Source organism: Mesorhizobium japonicum MAFF 303099 (assembly GCF_000009625.1).
In the GTDB taxonomy this organism is placed as follows: domain Bacteria; phylum Pseudomonadota; class Alphaproteobacteria; order Rhizobiales; family Rhizobiaceae; genus Mesorhizobium; species Mesorhizobium japonicum.
The window spans coordinates 4036034-4059610 of the sequence record NC_002678.2 but is presented as its reverse complement, the minus strand read 5'-3'; the positions used below and the strand labels follow the sequence as shown (position 1 = coordinate 4059610).

The 23577-nt window shown below is 63.0% G+C and carries 21 protein-coding genes and 1 riboswitch; of the genes, 14 read left to right on the top strand and 7 right to left on the bottom strand.

Annotated elements, in window-relative coordinates:
• The first annotated feature begins 75 nt into the window (after nt 1-75).
• The 5 genes from MAFF_RS20975 to MAFF_RS20955 all read left to right on the top strand — a co-directional run bounded on the left by MAFF_RS20975 (nt 76) and on the right by MAFF_RS20955 (nt 5434).
• A complete protein-coding gene (locus MAFF_RS20975) occupies nt 76-1665 on the top strand; it encodes an ABC transporter substrate-binding protein (protein ID WP_010912963.1) in 1590 nt (529 codons plus the stop codon).
• 96 nt (nt 1666-1761) lie between these two features.
• Nucleotides 1762-2601, top strand: coding sequence for an alkaline phosphatase family protein (locus MAFF_RS20970; RefSeq protein ID WP_044548751.1), 840 nt, complete (start codon nt 1762-1764; stop codon nt 2599-2601).
• A 163-nt stretch (nt 2602-2764) separates the two neighbouring features.
• A complete protein-coding gene (locus MAFF_RS20965) occupies nt 2765-3331 on the top strand; it encodes a sigma-70 family RNA polymerase sigma factor (RefSeq protein ID WP_010912961.1) in 567 nt (188 codons plus the stop codon).
• Nucleotides 3328-3996 carry an anti-sigma factor gene (locus MAFF_RS20960; RefSeq protein ID WP_080511905.1) on the top strand — a complete coding sequence of 223 codons (669 nt, stop codon included), beginning with the start codon at nt 3328-3330 and terminating at the stop codon, nt 3994-3996. The genes MAFF_RS20965 and MAFF_RS20960 overlap by 4 nt, the downstream gene beginning before the upstream one ends.
• Nucleotides 3986-5434, top strand: a complete 1449-nt coding sequence (locus tag MAFF_RS20955; RefSeq protein WP_044548750.1) for a S8 family serine peptidase — start codon at nt 3986-3988, stop codon at nt 5432-5434. The genes MAFF_RS20960 and MAFF_RS20955 overlap by 11 nt, the downstream gene beginning before the upstream one ends.
• Nucleotides 5435-5688: 254 nt before the next feature.
• Here the strand turns inward: MAFF_RS20955 and MAFF_RS20950 are convergent, their stop codons facing one another.
• Nucleotides 5689-6711 carry a substrate-binding domain-containing protein gene (locus tag MAFF_RS20950; protein WP_044551107.1) on the bottom strand — a complete coding sequence of 341 codons (1023 nt, stop codon included), beginning with the start codon at nt 6709-6711 and terminating at the stop codon, nt 5689-5691.
• A 361-nt stretch (nt 6712-7072) separates the two neighbouring features.
• Between MAFF_RS20950 and MAFF_RS20945 the strand changes: the two genes are divergently transcribed.
• From MAFF_RS20945 to MAFF_RS20925, 5 genes are all read left to right on the top strand, one after another.
• On the top strand, nt 7073-8428 hold the full coding sequence (locus MAFF_RS20945; protein ID WP_032932654.1) for an ABC transporter substrate-binding protein: 1356 nt from the start codon (nt 7073-7075) through the stop codon (nt 8426-8428).
• Nucleotides 8429-8657: 229 nt separating this feature from the next.
• Entirely contained in the window at nt 8658-9671 is a 1014-nt protein-coding gene (locus MAFF_RS20940; protein ID WP_010912956.1) for a carbohydrate ABC transporter permease, read from the top strand.
• Between the two features lies 1 nt (nt 9672).
• On the top strand, nt 9673-10827 hold the full coding sequence (locus tag MAFF_RS20935; protein ID WP_010912955.1) for a carbohydrate ABC transporter permease: 1155 nt from the start codon (nt 9673-9675) through the stop codon (nt 10825-10827).
• A 4-nt stretch (nt 10828-10831) separates the two neighbouring features.
• Entirely contained in the window at nt 10832-12496 is a 1665-nt protein-coding gene (locus MAFF_RS20930; protein WP_010912954.1) for an alpha-glucosidase family protein, read from the top strand.
• A gap of 29 nt (nt 12497-12525) precedes the next feature.
• A complete protein-coding gene (locus tag MAFF_RS20925) occupies nt 12526-13638 on the top strand; it encodes an ABC transporter ATP-binding protein (RefSeq protein WP_010912953.1) in 1113 nt (370 codons plus the stop codon).
• An 83-nt stretch (nt 13639-13721) separates the two neighbouring features.
• Here MAFF_RS20925 and MAFF_RS20920 read toward each other — a convergent pair whose 3' ends face one another.
• The 3 genes from MAFF_RS20920 to MAFF_RS20910 form a co-directional block, all read right to left on the bottom strand.
• Nucleotides 13722-13973 carry a DUF680 domain-containing protein gene (locus MAFF_RS20920; RefSeq protein ID WP_010912952.1) on the bottom strand — a complete coding sequence of 84 codons (252 nt, stop codon included), beginning with the start codon at nt 13971-13973 and terminating at the stop codon, nt 13722-13724.
• 67 nt (nt 13974-14040) lie between these two features.
• On the bottom strand, nt 14041-14244 hold the full coding sequence (locus MAFF_RS20915) for a DUF680 domain-containing protein (RefSeq protein WP_010912951.1): 204 nt from the start codon (nt 14242-14244) through the stop codon (nt 14041-14043).
• 72 nt (nt 14245-14316) lie between these two features.
• Nucleotides 14317-14520: a DUF680 domain-containing protein gene (locus MAFF_RS20910; protein ID WP_010912950.1), complete on the bottom strand. Its 204-nt coding sequence runs from the start codon at nt 14518-14520 to the stop codon at nt 14317-14319.
• 494 nt (nt 14521-15014) lie between these two features.
• Nucleotides 15015-15215, top strand: a riboswitch (cobalamin riboswitch).
• A gap of 114 nt (nt 15216-15329) precedes the next feature.
• Between MAFF_RS20910 and MAFF_RS20905 the strand changes: the two genes are divergently transcribed.
• Both MAFF_RS20905 and MAFF_RS20900 read left to right on the top strand, forming a co-directional pair.
• On the top strand, nt 15330-16577 hold the full coding sequence (locus tag MAFF_RS20905; protein WP_010912948.1) for an aromatic ring-hydroxylating oxygenase subunit alpha: 1248 nt from the start codon (nt 15330-15332) through the stop codon (nt 16575-16577).
• A 20-nt stretch (nt 16578-16597) separates the two neighbouring features.
• The gene (locus MAFF_RS20900) at nt 16598-17695 is read left to right on the top strand and encodes a hybrid-cluster NAD(P)-dependent oxidoreductase (protein WP_010912947.1); all 1098 of its coding nucleotides are present in this window, start codon (nt 16598-16600) and stop codon (nt 17693-17695) included.
• Nucleotides 17696-17781: 86 nt separating this feature from the next.
• Here the strand turns inward: MAFF_RS20900 and MAFF_RS20895 are convergent, their stop codons facing one another.
• The 3 genes from MAFF_RS20895 to MAFF_RS20885 form a co-directional block, all read right to left on the bottom strand.
• Nucleotides 17782-18423, bottom strand: coding sequence for an alpha-ketoglutarate-dependent dioxygenase AlkB family protein (locus MAFF_RS20895; protein ID WP_010912945.1), 642 nt, complete (start codon nt 18421-18423; stop codon nt 17782-17784).
• A 91-nt stretch (nt 18424-18514) separates the two neighbouring features.
• Nucleotides 18515-18952, bottom strand: coding sequence for an alternative ribosome rescue aminoacyl-tRNA hydrolase ArfB (gene arfB, locus MAFF_RS20890; RefSeq protein ID WP_010912944.1), 438 nt, complete (start codon nt 18950-18952; stop codon nt 18515-18517).
• An 81-nt stretch (nt 18953-19033) separates the two neighbouring features.
• Nucleotides 19034-20644 (bottom strand): phosphoenolpyruvate carboxykinase, encoded by a 1611-nt coding sequence (locus MAFF_RS20885; RefSeq protein ID WP_010912943.1) that lies wholly within the window; start codon nt 20642-20644, stop codon nt 19034-19036.
• Between the two features lie 343 nt (nt 20645-20987).
• Here MAFF_RS20885 and MAFF_RS20880 point away from each other — a divergent pair, with 343 nt between their 5' ends.
• Complete coding sequence (locus MAFF_RS20880) at nt 20988-21689, top strand: response regulator transcription factor (RefSeq protein WP_010912942.1); 702 nt, start codon at nt 20988-20990, stop codon at nt 21687-21689.
• A gap of 99 nt (nt 21690-21788) precedes the next feature.
• A complete protein-coding gene (locus tag MAFF_RS20875) occupies nt 21789-23573 on the top strand; it encodes a sensor histidine kinase (RefSeq protein WP_010912941.1) in 1785 nt (594 codons plus the stop codon).
• The last annotated feature ends 4 nt before the right edge of the window (nt 23574-23577 follow it).

Below are 23577 nucleotides of genomic sequence, written 5' to 3'. Positions count from 1 at the left end.
GATGCAACACGAAAGCGCCACACGTCCTTGCGGACGGGCGCTGCCCGTGACGTTGTTTTCAACAAGGGGTAGGACATGAAGACGGAACTCGACCATCTCGCTGATCTCGCCGGCCAGGGCCGGATATCGCGTCGCGACTTCCTTGGCCGCACGGCGGCATTGGGTGTGTCCGCGGCGCTGGCAACGACACTGGCCGGGAAAGCCTTCGCACAGACGCCGGTCAAGGGCGGCATCCTCAAGGCCGGCCTGCAGGGCGGCGAGTCGACCAACAGCCTCGACCCCGCGCTGAACCTCAGCCAGGTCACCTACAGCTTCGGCAAGCAGTGGGGCGAATATCTGGTCCGGCTGATGCCCGACAACAGCCTGACCAATATGATCGCGCAGGAGATCGGCGCATCAAAGGATGCCAAGACCTGGACGATCAAGGTGCGCGACGGCATCGAGTTCCACAATGGCAAGACCGTCACAGCGGAAGACATCGCCGCTACCATCGAGCGCCACGCCGACGAGAAGTCCAAATCCGGGGCGCTCGGCATCCTCAAGAACATCAAGGGCGTCAAGGCAAGCGGCAAGGAAGTCGTCGTCACGCTCGGCGATGCCGACGCCGATTTCCCCTATCTGATGGCCGACTACCATCTCGTCATCCAGCCTAATGGTGGCAAGGACAACCCGAATGCCGGCATCAGCGCCGGTCCCTACAAGGTCACTGTCAACCAGCCCGGCGTGCGCCATGGCGGCGAGCGCTTCGCCAACTACTGGCAAGGCGACAGACTAGGCCACGCCGACCAGATCGAGATCGTCGTCATCAATGACGCCACCGCGCGGCTTGCCGCGCTGCAGGGCGGCCAGGTGCACATGATCAACCGCGTCGAGCCCAAGGTCGTCGACCTGGTCAAGCGCATTCCCGGCGTCAGCATCGAGAACGTGTCGGGCAAGGGCTACTACCCGTTCAACATGTTCTGCGACACCGCGCCCTTCGACAACAACGACCTGCGCATGGCGCTGAAACTCGCCATGGACCGCGAGGAGATGCTGACGAAGATCCTGCGCGGCTATGGCTCGGTCGGCAACGACTTCCCGATCAACGAAGCCTACCCGCTGTTTTCGACCGACATCGAACAACGCAAGTTCGACCCGGAGAAGGCGGCCGCTCTCTACAAGAAGTCGGGCCACAGCGGCCCGATCCTGCTGCGCACTTCCGACGTCGCCTTCCCCGGCGCCGTCGATGCCGCCCAACTCTATCAGCAGTCCTGCGCCAAGGCCGGCATCAAGATCGAGATCAAGCGCGAGCCTGGCGACGGCTACTGGTCGGAAGTCTGGAACAAGCAGCCCTTCTCGCTCTCCTACTGGGGCGGCCGCGCCACGCAGGACCAGATGTATTCCACCGGCTATGTCTCGACCGCCGACTGGAACGACACCCGCTTCAAGCGGCCGGAATTCGACAAGATGCTGCTTGCGGCGCGCGGCGAGCTCGACCAGGCCAAGCGCAAGGCGATCTACCACGACATGGCGGTGCTGATGCGCGACGAGGGCGGCCTGATCGTGCCGTTCTTCAACCAGTTCATCGACGCGGCCGCCACCAACAAGATCGGCGGCTTTGCCAAGAGCCCGATCGGCGAGATGATGGATGGCTACGCGCTTGGTGAGTGCTGGCTCAACGCTTAGCCGGATCCTGCCTGTCTGATTCACGTGTAAAAACGCTGTGTGCCCGAAACGGCACACGGCGTTCCTGTTTCAACTGTCAAACCCGATGGAGCAGCCATGGCGCTCAAATCCAAGCTTCTGCTGATCATCCTCGACGGCGTTCCCTATCGCAACTGGCGCCGGCTGATGGGCAATCTCGAAGGCTGGGTGCAATCGGGCGAGGCGCGGGTCTGGAAGATGCGCTCGGTGCTGCCGTCGACATCGGCCTGCTGCTATGCCTCGATCCACACCGGCGTGTCGCCGCAGGTGCATGGCATTCTTTCCAACGAGAACCGCTTTCGCGTCGGGCAGCCCGATATCTTCTCCGAAGTCAGCAAGGCCGGCGGCAAGACCGGGGCGGTCACCCATTCCTACTGGTCGGAATTCTTCCGCTCCTACCCGTTCGACCTGGTCGAGGACATGGAATATGACGAGCCGGGCGGGCCGATCACGCATGGCCGCTTCCACACCATGACCGGCTACAACGCGCGCAACCAGATGACGCCGAGCGATGTCGATTTGTTCGCGACGCTGACCATGCTGACCAAACGCCACGGCATCGACTACGGCATCCTGCACACCTGCACACTGGACTCGATGGGCCACCGCTTCGGCAATGACTGCCACGAGATGGACCATGCGGTCTATGCGATGGACGGCATGCTGGCGGCCTTCCTGCCGGGCTGGATCGCAGCCGGCTACGAGGTGATGGTCACCGCCGACCATGGCCAGACCGACCGCGGCCACCATGGCGGCCATGATGACGAGATGCAGGATTTCGCGCTGTATTATTTCGGACAAGGCCAAGGGCCTGAAACCGATACGCTGCTCGACCAGCTGCAGCTGGCGCCGACGGTGCTGAGCCGGCTCGGCGTGCCGGTGCCGGCGACGATGAAGGCGAAGCCGTTCTTGAGTTGAGCGAGCCGCAGAGCCCTTTCCTTCCCCCCTTGTGGGGGAAGGAAAGGACCACACTGGCAACTGCCCCACTCTTCGTTTAGCCTCGCAAATTCCTTGGCGGAGGATGAACCTTTTTGGACCGACCGGCGACAGAGCAGACAGGAGCCAGGCGGCTCGACCGGCCATGACGGCATCGACGGAGACAGATCGCGCGCTTGTCGACCGGGTCGCGAAGGGCGACCGTGCCGCCGTGCGGCTCCTGTTCATGCGTCACCACGCGCGGGTCTACCGCTTCGTGGCGCGCCAGACGGGATCGGAAATGATGGCTGACGATATCGCGAACGAAGTGTTCCTCGAACTGTGGCGCCAGGCGCCGGGCTTCGAGGGGCGCTCCGAAGTCTCGACATGGCTGCTCGGCATCGCCCGGTTCAAGGCGCTGTCGCTGCTGCGCAAGAAGAAGGAAGACTGGATCGACGACGAGGCGGCCGCCGCGGTGCCCGACGGCGCCGATACGCCGGAGGTCGTCACCATGAAAGAGGACAAGGCCGCCGCCTTGCGCCGCTTCATCGACGCCTTGCCGGAAGAACACCGCACGGTGATCGACCTTGCCTACTATCACGGACAGTCGGTGACCGAGATCGGCGAGGTTCTCGCCATACCGGTCGCGACGGTCAAGACCCGGATGTTCTACGCCCGCAAGAAACTCGGCGAGTCCCTCAAGGCCGCCGGTTACGACAGGGGGTGGCCATGAGCGCCGCTGAAAAAATGTCGCGCCGCGACGAAATGGAAACGCTGCTGCCGTTCTACCTGAACGGCTCGCTGGAAGGCTCCGACCTCGAAGCCGTCGAGGAATGGCTGGCGACCGATCCGGCGGCGATGGCTGCCCTTGGCGAGGCTGAAGCCGAGTTCTCCGGCACATCGGCCGCCAATGAGGCCATCCGCCCGCCCGCCGATGCGCTCAGCCGCTTCGCCAAAGCGCTCGACGCCGAGGCCGGACCCGCACGCAAGCCCGCCGGCTCGTCCTGGCTGGCGCAGGCCTGGGGCCGCTTCATGGCGGTGCCCGTCGGCGTCGCCTGGGCGGCGGCGGCGGTCCTGCTGGCGCTGATCGCGGTGCAGTCCCTGGTGCAGCCCGGCGGCAAGGGCAAGGATTTCGAAATTGCCGGCGCGCAAGACGATTTGGCCAAAATGCCGTTCGCCCTGGTCAAGTTCAAGCCGGATGCGAAGATGTCCGACATTTCGGCATTCCTCGGCAGCAACGGTTTGAAGGTCATCGGTGGACCGACCGCCGACGGCGTGTTCCAGATCGGCATCCCCGCCGCCAACGCGACCGACTATGCCAAGCAGCTCAGCCTTATTGCCGCCCAGCCGTTCGCGGACACTGTGATCGAGGGAAGGAAACCGGTTGATGGCGGCTGAGGCGGCCCTTCGATTTGCGGCAATCCTGGCGGCGGCGATGACAATCGCCGCCGTGCCTGCGTCGGCACAGACCGACACCGCCAAGAGCGACCAGACGAAAATCGACTGCCGAAACGGCGCCAATGCTGCCGGCGCCGACTGCGCCAAGGGCGGCAGCGCCGCCGGCGACAATGCCGGCAATGCGGGGACTGCCCAGGCAGGCGCCGTCTTTCTTCCCGCCCTGATCGTCGACCTGTTTCCCAATCCGGTCGCGCCTCCGGCACCGGTGCCGACGCCCCGACCAGAACCAGCCGCGCCGCCCGGCAACAACCAGGCCGGCCCGCCGGCCGGCGGGCCGATTATCTCGCCAACCGATCTCATCGCCATTCAGCCGCCGCGCGCCGTGGCCGGCGACTTCGTGCCCGACGAGGTGCTGGTGACGGTCGACGGCGATGCCGGCGCCGTGCAGCAGATCGCCGCCTCCTTCGGCCTCGAAGTGCGCTCGCAGCGCCAGTCACGCCTGCTCGGCACGACATTGGTGCGCTTCGGCATTCCCGACGGCCGCCCCGTCGGCGTCGTGCTGGCGCAGCTTGCCGCCGACGGCCGCACGCAGCGGCGCGAGCCCAACCACATCTATTCGCTGCAGCAGGCCGCCGGCATCGTCAACTATGCTTTCGATCGCATCGCGCTCGATGCCAAACAGGCGAGCGGCGAAAACATCCGCGTCGCCGTCATCGATACCGGTATAGACGACACCAATCCGGCATTGGCCGGCGTCATCGCCGCGCAGTTCGACGCCATGCCCGGCGTGCCTGTCGAAAAGCGCGACCATGGCACGTCGATCGACGGGCTGATCGCCGGCGTCGGCGCGCTGGAAGGCATGGCGCCGGGCGCCAGGATCTACCACGCCCGCGCCTTCGAGGGCGGCAAGTCGACCATGGACGTCATCCTGTCGGCGCTCGACTGGGCGGCGGAACAGAATGTCAGCATCATCAATATGAGCTTCGTCGGGCCGAAGAACGACCTGCTCGGCGCCGCCTGCCGCAATGCCCGCGCGCTCGGCATGGTACTGGTCGCCGCCGCCGGCAACAACGGGCCGAAGGCGCCCTATGGCTACCCCGCGGCCTTCGACGGCGTCATCGCGGTGACCGCCACCGACGCCAAGGACGCTCTGATGCCGCAGGCCAATCGCGGCGCCTATGTCTTCATTTCCGCGCCCGGCGTCGAGATGGTGGCGCCAAGCGGCGCCGGCTCGGATGTCGTTACCGGCACCTCGTTCGCCGCGGCGATCGTCAGCGGTGCCATCGCCAATCTCCTCCATGCTTCGCCCGGGCGTACCGCCGACGACATCGAGAAGGCCTTGGCTGCCACCGCCAAGGATCTCGGCCCGAAGGGGCGCGACAATGATTTCGGCTATGGGCTGCTGGACATCAAGGCGGCCGAGGCAGCGAAAGAGTAGGTTTTTCCCTGAGCTTCGGGGCTATGCCGCCGGGAGCTGCCGGGTTCGGCCGATCTGCAGAAGCAACGCGGATGCCAGACAAAGCCCAACGACCGCCAGCCCGATTACAACAAGCCATGGCATCAATGCCGCCCATGCTGGAGTAGGCGGGCTAATGCGGCGTTAACAGGGTCCATGTGAGGTGATCCCGGTCCGGACTAAGGGATACGCAGGGCGCAAACAGGGCGCACCGGACCCTTGATCGAGGTCAGATCCTAGGCCGGCGCCCCGGCGACCGAGCCCCGGACCACCAGATCGACCGGCCAGACTTCGCCGCGGGCGCCTTCTTCCAGCCCTGAAATCCGCGCCGCGAGCCGCTCGGCGACGCGGGCGCCGGCAAGGCGGATGGATGATCGCGTCGTCGACAGCGGCACGGAAAAATTCTCCGGCTTCAACCAGGGGAAGACGTCGTCATGGGCGATCAGCGAGACATCGCCGGGAATGGTGAGGCCGAGGTCGCGCACCGCGCGCACGACGCCCAGCGCCATGATCAGGCTGGAGCAGGCGATCGCCGTCGGCGCATCGCCCTCCTCGAGCAGGCGCCTGGTGGCGCGATAGCCGTTCTCTTCGGTCATGACCACGGAGCAGACATGGCGTTCGCGCAGGCTCAGTCCGCTTGCCGCGAGCGCCCGGCGCACGCCGCGCTCGCGATGGATGGCGAAGGTCTCGCGGTCGTCGCCATTGATCAGTGCCAGCCGCCGGTGGCCGAGCTGGACCAGCAGCCGCGCCGCCTCGTGGAAGGCTGCCTCATTGTCGATGTCGAGATAGGGATAGTCGAAATCGAAGCCTTCGCTGCGGCCATGGACGAGGAAGGGAATGCCGAGCGTGCTGACCTGCGCCACCCGGCTGTCCTGCGGCCGCGGCGAGGAGATATAGACGGCATCGACCTGTCGGTTGGCGACGATGCGCCGATAGGTCGTCTCCTGGTCGTCGGCATCGGCCGGCGACAGCACGAGATCAAGCTCGTGCGAGCGGGCATAATCGCCGAGGCCGGAGAGGAATTCGACGAAATGCGGGTCGATGTCGACGGCCGCGCCCGTCGGCAGGACATAGCCGATCATGCCGGACTTGCCGGTCGCCAGCCGCCGCGCGCTCGGATTGGGGCGATAGCCATGGCGCTTGGCAGCGTCCACGACGCGCCTGCGCGTTTCCTCGTTGACCTCTGGATAGCCGTTCAATGCCCGGCTTACCGTGGTCTGCGAAAGCGCCAGCATCTGTGCGAGCTGCTTGAGGTTCACAATGGTCTCCATTCCCTCAAAGCGCTTTTAAATTGAATCGACCCAACGCATAAGGGCGCGACAGTATCGAGACGATCATAGTCGGGGTTGAGACCAGTTTGAAACAAAAATTGCTGTTGCACTGCCAAAATAGCATGCTGCGGCGCACTTTTCGATGTCAAAATGTGCAAAACTAAATCGATTAGCTAACCGAGCCTCTTGACTTCCGACCAATTCAATGGCGTGATCGGAAAAGCCAAAGCGCTTTGGAAGACTCTTCGAAAGGTTGCGGTTCCCTTGCGACTGAGTCACAGTCCTGCGGCGTCGGCGGGCGGAATGGAGGTTCCGTCCGGTGTGTGTGACCCAACGGGAGGGAATATCGATGAATAAAATGCTTTTGCTGGGCGCTGCGTTTGCCACGTTCGCCCTGAACGCGCCGGCGCATGCCGAACTGAAGTTCAAGCCAGGCGAGGACAAGCGCTTCAACTGGGCAAATTACGAAGAGCTCAAGAAAGTCGATCTCAAGGGCGAGACCCTGACTATCTTCGGGCCGTGGCGCGGCGAAGACGAAGGTCTGATCCGCACGGTTCTTGAATATTTCCAGGAAGCGACCGGCGCCGAGATCAAATACTCCTCGTCGGAAAATTACGAACAGCAGATCGTCATCGACACACAGGCCGGCAGTCCGCCCAACATCGCCGTTCTGCCGCAGCCCGGCCTGATCCAGGACCTGGCGTCGAAGGGGCTTTTGACGCCGCTTGGCGACGATACCGCCAAATGGATCAAGGACAATTACGGCGCCGGTCAGTCCTGGGTCGACCTTGGTACTTTCAAGGACAAGGACGGCAAGCCGGGTTTCTTCGCCTTCCCCTACAAAGCCGACGTGAAATCGCTGGTCTGGTACTCGCCGGACAATTTCAAGGAAGCCGGCTACACTGTTCCGAAAACGCAGGAAGAACTCGCCGATCTTGAAAAGAAGATCATCGCCGATGGCGGCACGCCATGGTGCATCGGGCTCGGCTCGGGCGGTGCCACCGGCTGGCCGGCGACCGATTGGGTCGAGGACCTGATGCTGCGGACCCAGCCTCCGGAAGTGTACGACAAGTGGGTGAAGAACGAGATCCCGTTCAACGATCCGGCAGTGGTCAACGCCATCGACATCTTCGGCAAGATCGCGACCGACGACAAGATGGTCGACGGTGGCGCCAAGGCGGTCGCGGCGACCGATTTCCGCGACAGCCCGAAGGGTCTCTTCTCGGTGCCGCCGAAATGTTATCTGCACAAGCAGGCGTCGTTCATCCCGACCTTCTTCCCGCAAGGCACCAAGGTTGGCCAGGACGCGGACTTCTTCTATTTCCCGCCCTATGCCTCCAAGCCTGAACTCGGCACGCCCGTGCTTGGCGCCGGAACGCTGGCCATGATCACCAAGGATTCGAAGGCGGCCCGCGCGTTCATCGAATTCCTGAAGATGCCCCTGGCGCATGAAATCTGGATGGCCCAGGGCGGTTTCGTGACGCCGTTCAAGTCGGTGAACAAGGAGGCCTATGCCAGCGACGCGCTGCGCAAACAGGGCGAAATCCTGGCTAATGCCTCGACGTTCCGCTTCGACGGGTCCGACCTGATGCCGGGCAAGATCGGTGCCGGTGCGTTCTGGACCGGCATGATCGACCTGGTCGGCGGCAAGTCCGCGCAGGATGTTGCCACCGACATTCAGAAGAGCTGGGACGCCATCAAGTAGGCAGTGGCCGAATCCGGGGACGAGCACAGTCCTCGCACGGGGTCCGGGCCTTATCGGCCCGGATCCCACAGCAGCCCGCGCCGCAGCCTTTCGTCATGAGCGCATCGACATGAAGCGCAATCCGCATGCGAGACATTCTCCGCAGCCGATTTGCGCTCCAAACAACTGAATCGGCGCCTGGTCCCGGGGTCATGTCAGCCTCGCCGGATCATGCGCAGGGGAGGAATGCATGGCGTCTCAGATTTTCTCGGCCATTTTCGTCATCATTATCGGCGTCGGCGGCTGCGTCGCCTATTTCTGGGGCGCCAACAAACTGGTCGACGTGATATTCCCGTCACGCGGCGTCGCCGGCGCCGCGGCCATCGACAATCTTCGCCGGCAAGGCCTGGTCCGGCCCTGGCTGTTCGTCGGACCGGCGATGATCATCCTGACCATCTATCTCATCTACCCCGTGGTCGAGACGCTGCGGCTGTCCTTCCTCGATCGCGGCGGCGTCAACTTCGTCGGTCTGGCCAACTACCAATGGGCCTTCGGCGACCGTGAGTTCCGCAACTCGATCCTCAACAACGTGTTGTGGCTGGCTGTCGTGCCCGCCGCCTGCACCTTCCTTGGCCTGATCATCGCCGTGCTCACCGACAAGATCTGGTGGGGCACGATCGCCAAAAGCCTGATCTTCCTGCCGCTGGCCATCTCCTTCGTCGGCGCCAGCGTGATCTGGAAATTCATCTACGAGTATCGCGGCGACGGCCAGACGCAGATCGGCATTCTCAACGCCATCATCCAGCATTTCGGCGGTCAGCCGCAGGTCTGGATATCGCTGCCGTTCTGGAACAATTTCTTCCTGATGATCATCCTGATCTGGATCCAGACCGGCTTTGCCATGGTCATCCTGTCCTCGGCGCTGCGCGGCATTCCGGAAGAGACCCTGGAAGCCGCCGTGATCGACGGCGCCAACTCGTTCCAGATCTTCTGGAAGATCATGGTGCCGCAGATCTGGGGCACCATCGCCGTGGTCTGGACCACAATCACCATCCTGGTGCTGAAAGTGTTCGACATCGTGCTGACCATGACCAACGGCCAGTGGAACAGCCAGGTGCTGGCCAATCTGATGTTCGACTGGATGTTCCGCGGCGGCGGCGATTTCGGCCGCGGCGCCACAATCGCCATCATCATCATGATCGCGGTCATTCCGATCATGGTCTGGAACATCCGCCAGGCCAACAAAGAGACGGGAGGGCACTGAAATGGCCGTAGCGACCGGAAATTCCTTCGCCAGCCGCTTCGGCGTCCACATCGCGGTGCTGGTCTTCGTTGCCATCTGGACCATCCCGACGCTCGGCATCCTCGTCTCCTCGCTGCGCGTCAAGGACCAAATCATCGCCTCGGGCTGGTGGAATTCCTTTTCCAGCTCCACCCAGACCGAAGCCGGCCGCTTGCCTGCCGCCTCGACGCAAGTTCAAAAGGACGGCAAGTTCGTCCTTGAGGGCAACATCTTTGGCGACGGCGCCAAGCGCAACATCAGCGCCTTCGGCGTCAAGTCGGCGGCGCCGACGCAATATCCCGCCGGCACGACGGCCGATCTTGGGGACGGCGTGACCTTGCTGCTCAATGCCGATGGCAGTTTCGTCATGGCCTCGCCCAAGGCGTTCGAGGGCGATCGCGGCCAGCGCGTCTACTATGCCTCGTCGGCGCCGCCGAAATTCACCACCGAAAACTACAAGACCGTGCTGTTCTCCGAAGGCATCGGGCGCTCCTTCATGAATTCGTTGACGGTGACAATACCGGCGACCGTCATCCCGATCCTGATCGCTGCCTTTGCCGCCTACGCACTGGCCTGGATGCGTTTTCCCGGCCGCGCGCTCCTGATCGCAGTCATCATCGGCCTCCTGGTGGTGCCGCTGCAGATGTCGCTGATCCCGTTGCTGAAGCTCTACAACGGCGTCGGCACGTTCTTCGGCGTACCATCGAAAACCTATCTCGGTATCTGGCTGGCGCATACCGGCTTCGGCCTGCCCTTTGCCATATACCTTCTGCGCAGTTACATCGCCGGCCTGCCGCGCGAAATCATGGAATCGGCGCGCATCGACGGCGCCAGCGATTTCGAGATCTTCGTCAAGATCGTGCTGCCGCTGTCCTTCCCGGTGCTGGCCTCCTTCGCCATCTTCCAATTCCTGTGGGTATGGAACGATCTCCTGGTGGCGATGGTTTTCCTTGGTACGGAAGCAGACCAGATCGTGCTGACGGCCAAGCTCAATGCGCTGCTTGGCTCACGCGGCGGCGATTGGGAGATCCTGACGACATCGGCCTTCGTGACGATCATCGTGCCGCTGATCGTGTTCTTCTCGCTGCAGCGCTATTTCGTCCGCGGACTGCTTGCCGGTTCGGTGAAAGGAGGCTGAGACCATGCAATCCGCTTTGAAAGCCAGTTCGAACCCCGACCTCGCCATCGATCGCGACTGGTGGCGAGGTGCTGTCATCTACCAGATCTACCCGCGCAGCTACCAGGATTCGAACGGCGACGGCATCGGCGACCTCAAGGGCATCATCGAACGGCTGCCCTACATCGCAGCGCTCGGTGCGGACGCCATCTGGATCTCGCCCTTCTTCAAATCGCCGATGAAGGATTTCGGCTACGACGTCTCGGACTATTGCGACGTCGACCCGATGTTCGGCACGCTGGCCGATTTCGACGCGCTGACGGCGGAGGCGCACCGGCTGGGTCTCAAGGTGATGATCGACGAAGTGCTGTCGCACACGGCCGACATCCATCCCTGGTTCAAGGAAAGCCGGTCGAGCCGCAGCAATCCCAAGGCCGACTGGTATGTCTGGGCGGACGCCCGGCCCGACGGCACCCCGCCCAACAACTGGCTGTCGATCTTCGGCGGGTCCGCCTGGCAGTGGGACACCAGCCGCCAGCAATATTACCTGCACAATTTCCTGGCCGAGCAGCCCGACCTCAACTTCCACAACCGCGAAGTCCAGGACGCGCTGCTCGACGTCACCCGCTTCTGGCTGGAACGCGGCGTCGACGGCTTCCGCCTCGACACGATCAATTTCTACTTTCACAGCCAGGGCCTGGAAAACAATCCGCCGCTGCCGCCGGAAGAACGCAACGACCAGACCGCGCCGGCGGTCAATCCCTACAACTACCAGGACCATCTCTACGACAAGAGCCGTCCGGAAAACCTCGGCTTCCTCGAACGCTTCCGCGCTTTGCTCGACGAATATCCGGCAACCGCCGCTGTCGGCGAGGTCGGCGATTCGCAGCGTGGGCTGGAAGTCGTGGCAGCCTACACTGCCGGCGGCAAGCGCGTGCATATGTGTTATTCCTTCGACTTCCTGGCGCCGGAAAAGATCAGCGCCGCCAAGGTGCGTTCGGTGCTGGAGGCCTTCGGCAAGGTCGCCAGCGACGGCTGGTCGTGCTGGGCGTTTTCCAATCATGACGTGATGCGTCCGGCCTCGCGCTGGGCCGCCGGCGAAGCCGACCCTGTCGCCTATCTCAAGGTCATCTCGGCCTTGCTGATGTCGCTGCGCGGCTCGGTCTGCATCTACCAGGGCGAGGAACTCGGGCTGGGCGAGGCCGAATTGCGCTTCGAGGATCTGCAGGATCCCTATGGCATCCGCTTCTGGCCGGAATTCAAGGGCCGCGACGGCTGCCGCACGCCCATGGTGTGGGATGGCGACGCCAAGAATGGCGGCTTCTCCCAGGCCAAGCCCTGGCTGCCGGTGCCGGCCAAGCATCTGGCGCAAGCGGTCAATGTCCAGCAGGGTGACCAGGCTTCACTGCTCGAGCACTATCGGCGCTTCCTCAGCTTCCGCCGCGCCCATCCGGCGCTGGCCAAGGGCGACATCACCTTCATCGAAAGCGAGGGCGACACCGTCGCCTTCACGCGCCGCGCCGGCAACGAGCAGGTTGTCTGCGTCTTCAACCTCGGCGCCAAGCCGGCCAAGGTTGACCTTGGCAGCCGATCCCTGCAACCTTTGCCGGGACACGGGTTTTCCGGGCAGGCGAGGCCCGGTTCGATCGAGCTTGGCGGTTACGGCGCCTGGTTCGGGCGCATCGACTGAATTTTTGAGAAATCACTGGGAGGAAACCAATGGCCGATGTCAATTTGAGGCAAGTGAAGAAGTCCTACGGCAATCTCAACATTCTCCACGGCATCGACCTCGATATCAAATCGGGCGAGTTCATCGTCTTCGTTGGTCCATCGGGCTGCGGCAAGTCGACCTTGCTGCGCTCGATCGCCGGGCTCGAGGAAATCACGTCGGGCGAACTCAAGATCGATGGCGAAGTGGTCAACGATGTGCCGCCGTCCAAGCGCGGCATCGCCATGGTGTTCCAGTCCTACGCGCTCTATCCGCATATGACGGTCTACGACAACATGGCGTTCTCGATGAAGATCGGCAAGGAAAACAAGGCCGAGATCGACCGCCGCGTGCGCCAGGCGGCGGAAATCCTGCAATTGACCAAATATCTCGACCGGCTGCCCAAGGCGATGTCGGGCGGCCAGCGCCAGCGTGTCGCCATCGGCCGCGCCATCGTGCGCAATCCGAAAGTGTTCCTGTTCGATGAGCCGCTGTCGAACCTTGACGCCGCACTGCGTGTCGCGACCCGCATCGAGATCGCCAAGCTCAAGGAATCGATGCCCAACACGACGATGATCTATGTCACCCACGACCAGGTCGAGGCGATGACGCTTGCCGACCGCATCGTGGTGCTGAAGGACGGCCATGTCGAACAGGTCGGCACGCCAATGGACCTTTACAAGAAGCCCGGCAATCTGTTCGTCGCCCAGTTCATCGGCTCGCCGGCCATGAACATCCTGCCGGCAACCATCGACAAGACCGGCAACCCGACCGTCGTCAACCATGTCGGCGGCCGCAAGGCGACGGTGCCGATCACGACGCCCGCCTCGGCCAAGGGCGCGGCGGTCAGTTTCGGCGTGCGGCCGGAAGATCTGATGATCGCCAGCGGCGCGGACTATCTGTTCGAGGGAGCGGTCGACTATATCGAGCAGCTCGGCGAGGTTCAGCTGGTCTATGTCGACATCGGCCGCGCCGACCTGCCGCTGGTGACCAAACTGCCGGGCAATGTCGAGGTCAAGCGCGGTTCGACATTGCGGCTGAGCGCCAATGCCGAAGACCTGCATATCTTCGATGCAGACGGACATTCCTTCGCGCTGCAAAGACCGGAAGCAAAAGCGGCCTGAGGCCGCCGGTCCTGCCGCGTCAGGGCGAAAAAAAGCGGCGGGCCAGGCCCGCCGCTCTTTTTTTGGAAAATCAGCTTCGGCTGTTAACGGCCGAAGAGGTTCCGATCGCTGCCCTGAGGGGCGGACTTCTGCACGTCGCCCGACGAATTGAGCAGCTTGTAGACAGGCGAGCCGTTCTCGCGGATCGAACCCGTACGCGAGTTGTCGATCGAAGTTACGGCGGGCGAAGTTACGGCAGGCTGGTTGGCGCCATTGGAGCCAAAATTGTCGCTGCCCGCAAAAGCGCTGCCGGAGATGGCCAGAACGCCGGCGGCGGCAAGGATGATCTTGTTCATGTTAGTCTCCTGAATTTCTGGATTCCACAGGAATGGCCGGCAGAACCGCCATTCCCGAGAAGCGGCATCACCTGCCGAAGAGGTTGCGATCGGCGCCCTGCTGAGCAGGCACCTGCGTGGCCGGAGCCGACTTGTCGACCGAAGCCGTGTAGGAAGTGTCGACCGTAGCGGCCGGCTGGTTGGCACCGTTGGAGCCAAAATTGTCGCTGCCAGCGAAGGCGCTGCCGGAAATGGCCAGGACCGCGGCGCCAGCAAGGATGATCTTTTTCATGTTGTTCTCCTGAATTTGTCAAAGTCGGCCAGAGCGGCGGGCGAAAAGCCCGCCATTGGCCTGGATCCGTTGTTAGTTGTTGCCGAAAAGGTTGCGATCAGCGCCCTGGGCAGGCGTCTGAGCAGCCGGTTCCGACTTCTTGGTCGAAGCGGTGTACGAGCTGTCGACGGCAGCAGTGGCTGCGGGAGCATTCGAACCATAATGATCGCTGCCAGTAGCGAAGGCGCTGCCGGAAATGGCCAGAAGGGCGGCGGCAGTGAGAACAATCTTTTTCATTTTTAGTACTCCAGTATTTTTTCCGTCCGTCTAGCGGCGTGTCTTGGGATTGAAATCGCGTCGTTCGGACCGCCCCGATGTGGGAAAGCCAGATCGCCGTTTCCAATCACGAAGTTGTTCCGTGTGGACCAAGAATCCACCACTTGAAATTGTGCCAAGGGCTTCCATGCCAAACATTTTTCTTATTGATATCAATTTGTTATGCAAAGCCAGCCGCAAGGTCACAGACTGTTTCGGAGGTCCAGCGTTCACACCCTCCTGCACGCACCGTCAACAGAAACGAACCGTTCGGTTCGATTTTAGAACCTGCTAATAGTCACTTTTCGAAACCGTTAGCCTTTTTTGCCCCCGTTCCGGGTCGATTTTGATAACCGGTACAGCTGTCGCGGAGACGATTTTCGTGACAGCTGTCCTTGACCCGATCATCGCGCATGCGTGTCGCGCCACATGGATGCGATGTCGCTTTCATGCCGATGTCGCAAACGCCGTCGTGATTAGATCATGTCATCTCAGGTGCCGCTTCGTGACGACGGGGCGGAGAATTGGGAAGCCGGTCAAAGTCCGGCGCTGCCCCCGCAACGGTGGTGGAGTTCAAGTCGCAACGGGAGACCACTGGGCAAAAGCCTGGGAAGGTGTCGCGACCGTCCGCAAGGACACTCCAGAGCCCGGAAACCAGCCCGAGATTTTTGAACTCGACTGATCGCGGTGGGCGGTCAAGAGGCGGATGGCGCTTGCCCGGCTATCGCCGGGCTACGTCTAATCCTTCCTCAATCACCACCAGTTCAGTCCTTGAAGTATGAGGACAGGACATGGATGCGCGCAACGATATGCTGAGGCTCTTGAATGGCCGCAGAGAGGGCTTCTCGCTCGAGCAGCCCTTCTATACCGATCCCGACTTCTTCAAGCTCGACATGGAGCTGATCTGGTATCGCGACTGGCTGTTCGTCGGCCATGATTGCGAACTGCCCAAGCCCGGCAGCTTCATCACCGTGCAGATCGGCGACTATCCGGTCGTGCTGGTGCGCGATCAGCAGGGCAGGATCAACGCATTCCACAATTCCTGCCGCCATCGCGGCAGCCGTGTCTGCAACACCGACAAGGGCACGGCCGCCAAGCTGGTCTGCCCCTACCACCAGTGGACCTATGAGCTGGATGGAAGGCTGTTGTTTGCCCGCCAGATGGCCGACGGTTTCGACAAGAGCCAGTTCGGCCTGAAGCCGGTCGCCTGCGAAAGCGTTGCCGGCTATATCTTCATCTGCCTGGCCAAGGAACCCGCCGACTTCGCCCCGATGCGGGCGATGATCGAACCTTATCTCAAGCCGCACCGGCTCAGCGAAGCAAAGATCGCCTTCGAGAGCACCATCGTCGAGAAGGGCAACTGGAAGCTCGTCTGGGAAAACAACCGCGAGTGCTACCATTGCGCCGGCAATCACCCTGAACTGTGCAAGACCTTCCCGGAAGCCCCGACGGTGACCGGCGTGCAAGGCGCCGACAGCGATCCGGAGATGCTGGCACACTGGGCCAAATGCGAGGCGGCCGGCCTGCCGAGCAAGTTCCGCATCGACCCGGCGGGGCAATACCGCGCCACCCGCGCGCCGCTGCTGCGCGACGCGGTCAGCTACACGATGACCGGCAAGCGGGCGGTGAAGAAGAACCTGTCCGACAGCGTCTCGGCCGACCGCATCGGCACGTTGATGCACTATCACTATCCGACGACCTGGAACCATATCCTCATCGATCATGCCGTCACCTTCCGCGTGCTGCCGATCAGCGCCACGGAAACCGCGGTGACGACCAAATGGCTGGTGCACAAGGATGCGGTCGAGGGCGTCGACTACGATCTTGCCGAACTCACCCATGTCTGGACCGAGACCAACGACCAGGATCGCCGCATCGTCGAGGAAAACGCCTTCGGCATTCTGTCGCCGGCCTATGAACCCGGTCCCTATTCGGAACTGCATGAGGGCGGCGTGATCCAGTTCGTCGACTGGTATGCCCGCTTCATCGGTCCGCGCCTTGCCGGAGATGGCCGGCCGGCGTTGCGCAGCGTTGCTTGAGAGGTTGAGGGATGAATGCGATGACGGATCTTGGCCTCTATCGCCATCTCGACCAGATGGCGCCCTGGAACGACAGGCTGCAGGTGCTGGAAGTGATCGGCGTCAGCGACGAGGCGCCTGACGTCAAGACCTTCACCTTCCGCTCCGACAACCAGACCTGGTTCCGCTACAAGCCGGGACAGTTCGTGACGCTGGAACTGCCGACGCCGGACGGGCCGCTGATGCGCACCTATACGCTGTCGTCGTCGCCGTCTCGGCCGTTCTCGATCGCGGTGACGGTGAAGGCGCAGGCCGGCAGCATCGGCACGCGCTGGATGTTCGATCACCTGGTGCCCGGTTCGCACGTCAAGGCCTATGGGCCGAGCGGCGACTTTTCGCTGCACAGCCATCCGGCGGCCAAATATCTGTTCATCTCGGCCGGCTCCGGCGTGACGCCGATGATGTCGATGCTGCGCTGGTTGAACGATTGCGCGCCATGGACCGATGTCGGCTTCGTCAACTGCGCGCGGCGCCCGGAAGAGATCATCTTCCGCAAGGAGCTCGAACTGCTCGGCGGCCATATGCCGGGCCTGTCGCTCGGATTCATGATCGAGGAGCGGTCGAGCCGCGAGGGCTGGTACGGCCATATGGGCCGCATCGACGCGATCCGGTTGCCGCTGCTGGCGCCCGATTTCCGCGAACGCGAGATCTTCTGCTGCGGGCCGGACCCTTTCATGCGCGCCGTGCGCGGCATGCTGGAAGCCGCCGGCTTCGACATGACGAAATACCACCAGGAGAGCTTTGCCGCACCCGCGGTGGAGGAAGTTCCGGCGCCGTTCGTGTCGCCCGGTGAAGACGGCGTGACCGTCCCCGTCGAAGCGACACCGATCCGCTTCGCGCTTTCGGTTGTCGATGCCGAATGCGTCGCCGGCCAGACCGTGCTGCAGACGGCGCGCGCCTCCGGGGTGCGGATCCCCGCGGCCTGCGAATTCGGCCTATGCGGGACCTGCAAGGTGAAGAAAGTCTCCGGCGCCGTCGAGATGAGCCACAATGGCGGCATCCTCGACCACGAGATCGATGACGGCTTCATCCTAGCCTGCTGCTCGAAGCCGCTTTCGGCTCTCGAAATCGAGGCGTAGCAGCGTCGGGCGGCCCCTGTACGGCGCGGCCTTGCCAAGCAATTGCGGCTGTTTCCAAGATCCTGGCGGCTCGGTAGGGACGCGCGTCAGGATCGGCTTGTAAGGCATTCTTCGTGCGGCTTCGTCACCCGACGCAGCGTCAGATTGATCCTGCCGCCGTTCTTGAGCAGCGCCGAGGTCGAGGGATAGATGCGGTCGACGCCGTGGAAGGCGAGACGGCCCTCGCCACCAAGCACGACGACATCGCCGCTCTTCAGCCTGAACGATTTCGTGGCGCCGTCGCGCGTCGTCTGGCCGACCCTGAACAGGCAATCGTCACCCAGCGAGACGGAGACGACAGGCGCCGAGAAGTCCGCCTCATCACGGTCCTGGTGCAGACCCATCTTCGCGTCGGCCGTGTAGAAATTGATCAGACAGGCCTCCGGCGGATTCGGATAACCCGACACCTGCCGCCAGAGATCGAGCAGGCTCTCCGGGATCGGCGGCCAAGGCTCTCCGGTCAGCGGATGCGTCGGCTGGTAGCGATAGCCGCGCTCCTTGTCGGTGACCCAGCCGAGCGGGCCGCAATTGGTCATGCGCACGCTCATCTCCTTGCCGGTGCGCGGCATGGCCGGCACGAACAGCGGCGCCTGCTGGACGATGCTTCTCACATCCTCGACCAGCGCGTCCTGGATGGCGCGGGAGAGATAGGCCGGCATGTGGCGAACGCCTTTGGGCAGAACGAGCATGAGGTCGGTTGACAATCCGGTTGCTGCGTTGACCTTGAAGAATGCCACACGGAGGCGCTGACAACGACCCGAAAACGCTCCGGCTGACGGATCAGTCGTCGCCGACGCGGCCGCGCAGCTTCTTGATCGTGCCGCGTCCGGCCTTGCTCTTCAGCCGCCGCTCCACCGCGCCTTTCGAGGGCCTAGTCTTCTTGCGGGGCGGCGGCGGCGGTTCGGCGGCCTTGGCGACAAGCGCCGTGAGCCTCGCCCGGGCGTCCGCCCGGTTCTGCTCCTGGGTGCGGAAGCGCCCGGCCTCGATGACGATGACGCCGTCCTTGGTGGCGCGCTGGCCGGCAAGCTTGATCGTGCGGGCACGCACGCGTTCCGACAGGCCTGCCGCGTTGGCCGCGTCGAAGCGCAGCTGCACGGCGGTCGCCACCTTGTTGACGTTCTGGCCACCGGGGCCCGACGAGCGGATGAAATCCTCGTGCAGGTCGCCGGGATGGATCACGGCTTCGTCCGCGATGATGATGTTGTCGTCGATCGGCATGCCGCAGTCATGGCGCGGCGGCGCGAAAAAGAAAAGGCCCGATCGAAACCGGGCCTTCAATGGTGCCGAGCGGCGTGGTGGCTACTCCGCCGCTTCCTGCATCCGGGGCGCCGCGCCCATGACGGTGGCATCGACATGCGGCTCGAATTTTTCGAAGTTGACGGCGAACATGCCGACCAGTCTTGCCGCCTGGCGGTCATAGGCAGGCTTGTCGGCCCAGGTCGAGCGCGGGTCGAGAATGGCGCTGTCGACGCCAGGCACCGCCACCGGCACCTCGAAGCCGAAATTGGCGTCGGTGCGGAATTCGCCTGTCTTCAGCGATCCGTCGAGCGCGGCGGTCAGCAGAGCGCGCGTCGCCTTGATCGGCATGCGCTTGCCGGTGCCGTAGGCGCCGCCGGTCCAGCCGGTGTTGACCAGCCAGCAATCGGCGCCGTGGCTGGCGATGAGCTCGCGCAGCAGATTGCCGTATTCCGACGGATGGCGCGGCATGAACGGGGCACCGAAGCAGGTCGAGAACGTCGCCTCGGGTTCGGTGACGCCCTTTTCGGTTCCGGCCACCTTGGCCGTATAGCCGGAGAGGAAATGATACATCGCCTGCGCAGGGGTCAGCCGCGCGATCGGCGGCATCACGCCGAAGGCATCGGCGGTCAGCATGATGATGTTTTTGGGATGACTGGCGCGCCCGGTCTTCGAGGCATTGGGGATGAAGTCGAGCGGGTAGGCGCAGCGTGTGTTTTCGGTGAGGCGGCCGTCGTTGAAGTCCGGCACGCCGTCGGCGTCGAGCACGACATTTTCCAGCACCGTGCCAAAGCGCTGCGTGGTGGCGAATATCTCCGGCTCGGCTTCGGCCGACAGCTTGATCGTCTTGGCGTAGCAGCCGCCTTCGAAATTGAAGATGCCGTGCGGGCCCCAGCCATGCTCATCGTCGCCGATCAGCGTGCGCGACGGATCGGCCGACAGCGTCGTCTTGCCGGTTCCGGAAAGCCCGAAGAAGACGGCCGCATCGCCGGCCGGCCCCTCATTGGCCGAACAGTGCATCGGCATCACGCCCTTCTGCGGCAGGATATAGTTGAGCATGGTGAATACCGACTTCTTCATCTCGCCGGCATAGGAGGTGCCGCCGATCAGCACGATCTGGCGGGTGAGGTCGACAGCGATCACCGTTTCCGTGCGGCTGCCGTGGCGGGCGGGGTCGGCGCGGAAGGACGGCAGGTCGATGATCGTCATCTCAGGCACGAACTGTCCGAGTTCGGCCTTGTCCGGACGGATGAGCAGATTGCGGATGAACAGCGAGTGCCAGGCAAACTCGGTGATTACGCGCGTCGGCAGTTTCAGCTCGGCGTCGGCGCCGCCGACGAGGTCCTGAACATAGAGATCCTTGTTCGCGGCGTGGGCAAGGAAATCGGCGAACAGCGTTTCGAACTGGGCCGGCGAGATCGCCTTGTTGTTGTCCCACCAGACTTCAGGCTCCGTGGCGGCGTCACGGACGACGAACTTGTCCTTGGGCGAACGGCCTGTGTGCTGGCCGGTCTCGGCGACCAGCGCGCCATGCGCGGTCAACCGGGCCTCGCCACGCCGGATCGCCTCCTCGTAAAGGGCGGCCGCGCCAAAATTATAGCGCACCATACCGGTGGTTTTCAGGCCGATACGATCGATCGGGCAAGCAGGATTGCGTTTGCCGACTTCCGACATTGGTGTCCCTTCTACGATTTGCCGCATCTTGCCGGCGCATTTTCCGGCACCCCCGTTGTGTGGGTCGAGATGGTCAAAACCAGAAAAGCCAAATGATATCAAATCATTAATCGATTTAAAAATTTTGAAAGTTGTTTAAATCGTTTATATATGCGAAAAGTTTCACGGTTGCCCAAAGGATTGGCGATGTTCGTTCGTCCAATCCATGTCGAGGTAGGATTGTGGCCTGCGGCACCCCGCGCGTGACAGCGGACAAGGCCTATGCCACATTTTGTACCTAATTTGTCCTGCAAAAGCCCCTTCTCTACGAAAGAAGGGACAGCTCATGAGGGAGCCGCTTGAAATGGCAACAATCGCGCTTGTCGATGACGACCGCAACATTCTGACGTCGGTGTCGATCGCCCTCGAATCCGAGGGATATCGCGTCGAGACCTACACGGATGGTGCGTCCGCGCTGGAAGGCCTGGCGGCGCGTCCGCCGAATCTTGCCATCCTCGACATCAAGATGCCGCGCATGGACGGCATGGAGCTCTTGCGCCGGATGCGCCAGAAGTCCGACCTGCCGGTGATCTTCCTGACCTCCAAGGACGACGAGATCGATGAATTGTTCGGCCTCAAGATGGGCGCCGACGATTTCATCCGCAAACCGTTCTCGCAGCGCCTGCTTGTCGAGCGGGTGCGCGCCGTTCTGCGCCGCGCCAGCGCCCGCGAGGCTGCGGCAAAGGCGCCCAGCCAGCAGGCCCGCTCGCTCGAGCGCGGCCAGCTCGTCATGGACCAGGAGCGCCACACCTGCACCTGGAAGGGCGAACCGGTGACGCTCACCGTCACCGAATTCCTGATCCTGCATTCGCTGGCGCAGCGTCCCGGTGTCGTAAAAAGCCGTGATGCGCTGATGGATTCGGCCTATGATGAGCAGGTCTATGTCGATGACCGCACGATCGACAGCCACATCAAGCGGCTGCGCAAGAAGTTCAAGGCTGTCGACGACGACTTCGAGATGATCGAAACCCTTTACGGCGTGGGATATCGGTTCCGAGAAGCGTGAATAGGGAATAGGCAGTAGGGGTTAGGCAGTAGGGAATCTCAGCCATTTCTCTATTCCCTACTGCCTACTGCCTACTCACTAAACAGGGCCTGCTATTCGATGGCAGTGGAAGCACAGCGAACAAGACCGACGGGCGCCGCCAGGCGGCCGTCGCGCATCATGCCGTCCTTCGTCTCGAAGATCACGGTGCCAATGCGCCGCTTCCTCGGCCACCATATCTTTTCCAGCCTGACGCGGCGCATCCTGTTCCTCAACCTTGCCGGCCTGGCTGTCCTGGTCACCGGCATCCTCTATCTCAACACTTTCCGCGACGGGCTGATCGATGCCCGCGTCGAAAGCCTGATGACGCAGGGCGAAATCATCGCCGGCGCGATCGCGGCGTCGGCGACGGTCGAGACCGATTCAATCAGCATCGACCCGGAAAAGCTGCTTGAGCTGCAGGCCGGCGAAAGCCTGGGACCGGGCTCTGACCAGCTCGACAATCTCGATTTCCCGATCAATCCCGAACGTGTCGCGCCGGTGCTGCGGCGGCTGATCTCGCCGACCCGCACGCGGGCTCGCATCTATGACCGCGACGCCAATCTGCTGCTCGATTCGCGCCATCTCTATTCGCGCGGCCAGATCCTGCGCTACGATCTGCCGCCGGTCGAGGAGGAGCAGCCCGACCTTGTCGAGCGCGTCCAGAAGTTCATCTTCGACTTCTTCCGCAACACGGACCTGCCGGTCTATCACGAGCAGCCGGGCGGCAATGGCGCGGCCTTCCCGGAAGTGGTCAAGGCGCTGACCGGCAGCCCGTCGACCATCGTGCGCGTCTCGGAGCAGGGCGAGCAGATCGTTTCGGTGGCGGTGCCGATCCAGCGCTTCCGTGCCGTTCTCGGCGTCTTGATGCTGTCGACCGAAGGCGGCGACATCGACAAGATCGTCGCCGCCGAGCGCAAGGCGATCCTGCGCGTCTTCGGCATCGCGGCACTGGTCACCGCCATCCTGTCGATGCTTTTGGCCTCGACCATCGCCAATCCGCTGCGCCGGCTGTCGGCGGCGGCGGTCAGGGTCCGGCGCGGCGTCAAGAGCCGCGAGGAAATCCCCGATTTTTCCGACCGGCAGGACGAGATCGGCAACCTGTCGGTCGCGGTGCGCGACATGACCAACGCGCTCTATGCGCGCATCGAGGCGATCGAAAGCTTCGCCGCCGACGTGTCGCATGAATTGAAGAACCCGCTGACCTCGCTGCGCAGCGCGGTGGAGACCCTGCCGCTGGCCAAGAACGACAATTCGCGCAGCCGGCTGATGGACATCATCCAGCATGACGTGCGCCGGCTGGACCGGCTGATCACCGATATTTCGGACGCCTCCCGTCTCGACGCCGAGCTGGCGCGCGAGGATGCGGGAACCGTCGACCTGAAGAAATTCATCACCGACCTCGTCGCCGTGTCGCGCGAGACCACGCGCAACAAGAAGGCTGTCGAGATCGAGCTCAAGGTCGCCAAGCTGCCACAGGGCGTCAAAGGCTATTTCGTCGCCGGCCACGATCTGCGCATCGGCCAGGTGGTCACCAATCTGATCGAGAATGCACGCTCCTTCGTTCCCGAGGACCATGGCCACATCAGCCTTTCACTGGCGCGCGCCGGCAAGTTCAACATCCTGACCGTCGACGACAATGGCCCCGGCATCCGCGCCGACAACATCGACCGCATCTTCGAACGCTTCTATACCGACCGGCCGGCCGGCGAGGCGTTCGGCCAGAATTCGGGCCTTGGCCTGTCGATTTCCAGGCAGATCGTCGAGGCCCATGGCGGCACGCTGACCGCCGAGAACATCCCCGGCACCAAGCCCGGCGAGATCAAGGGCGCGCGCTTCGTCGTGACGCTGCCGGCCGAAGCATGATCCC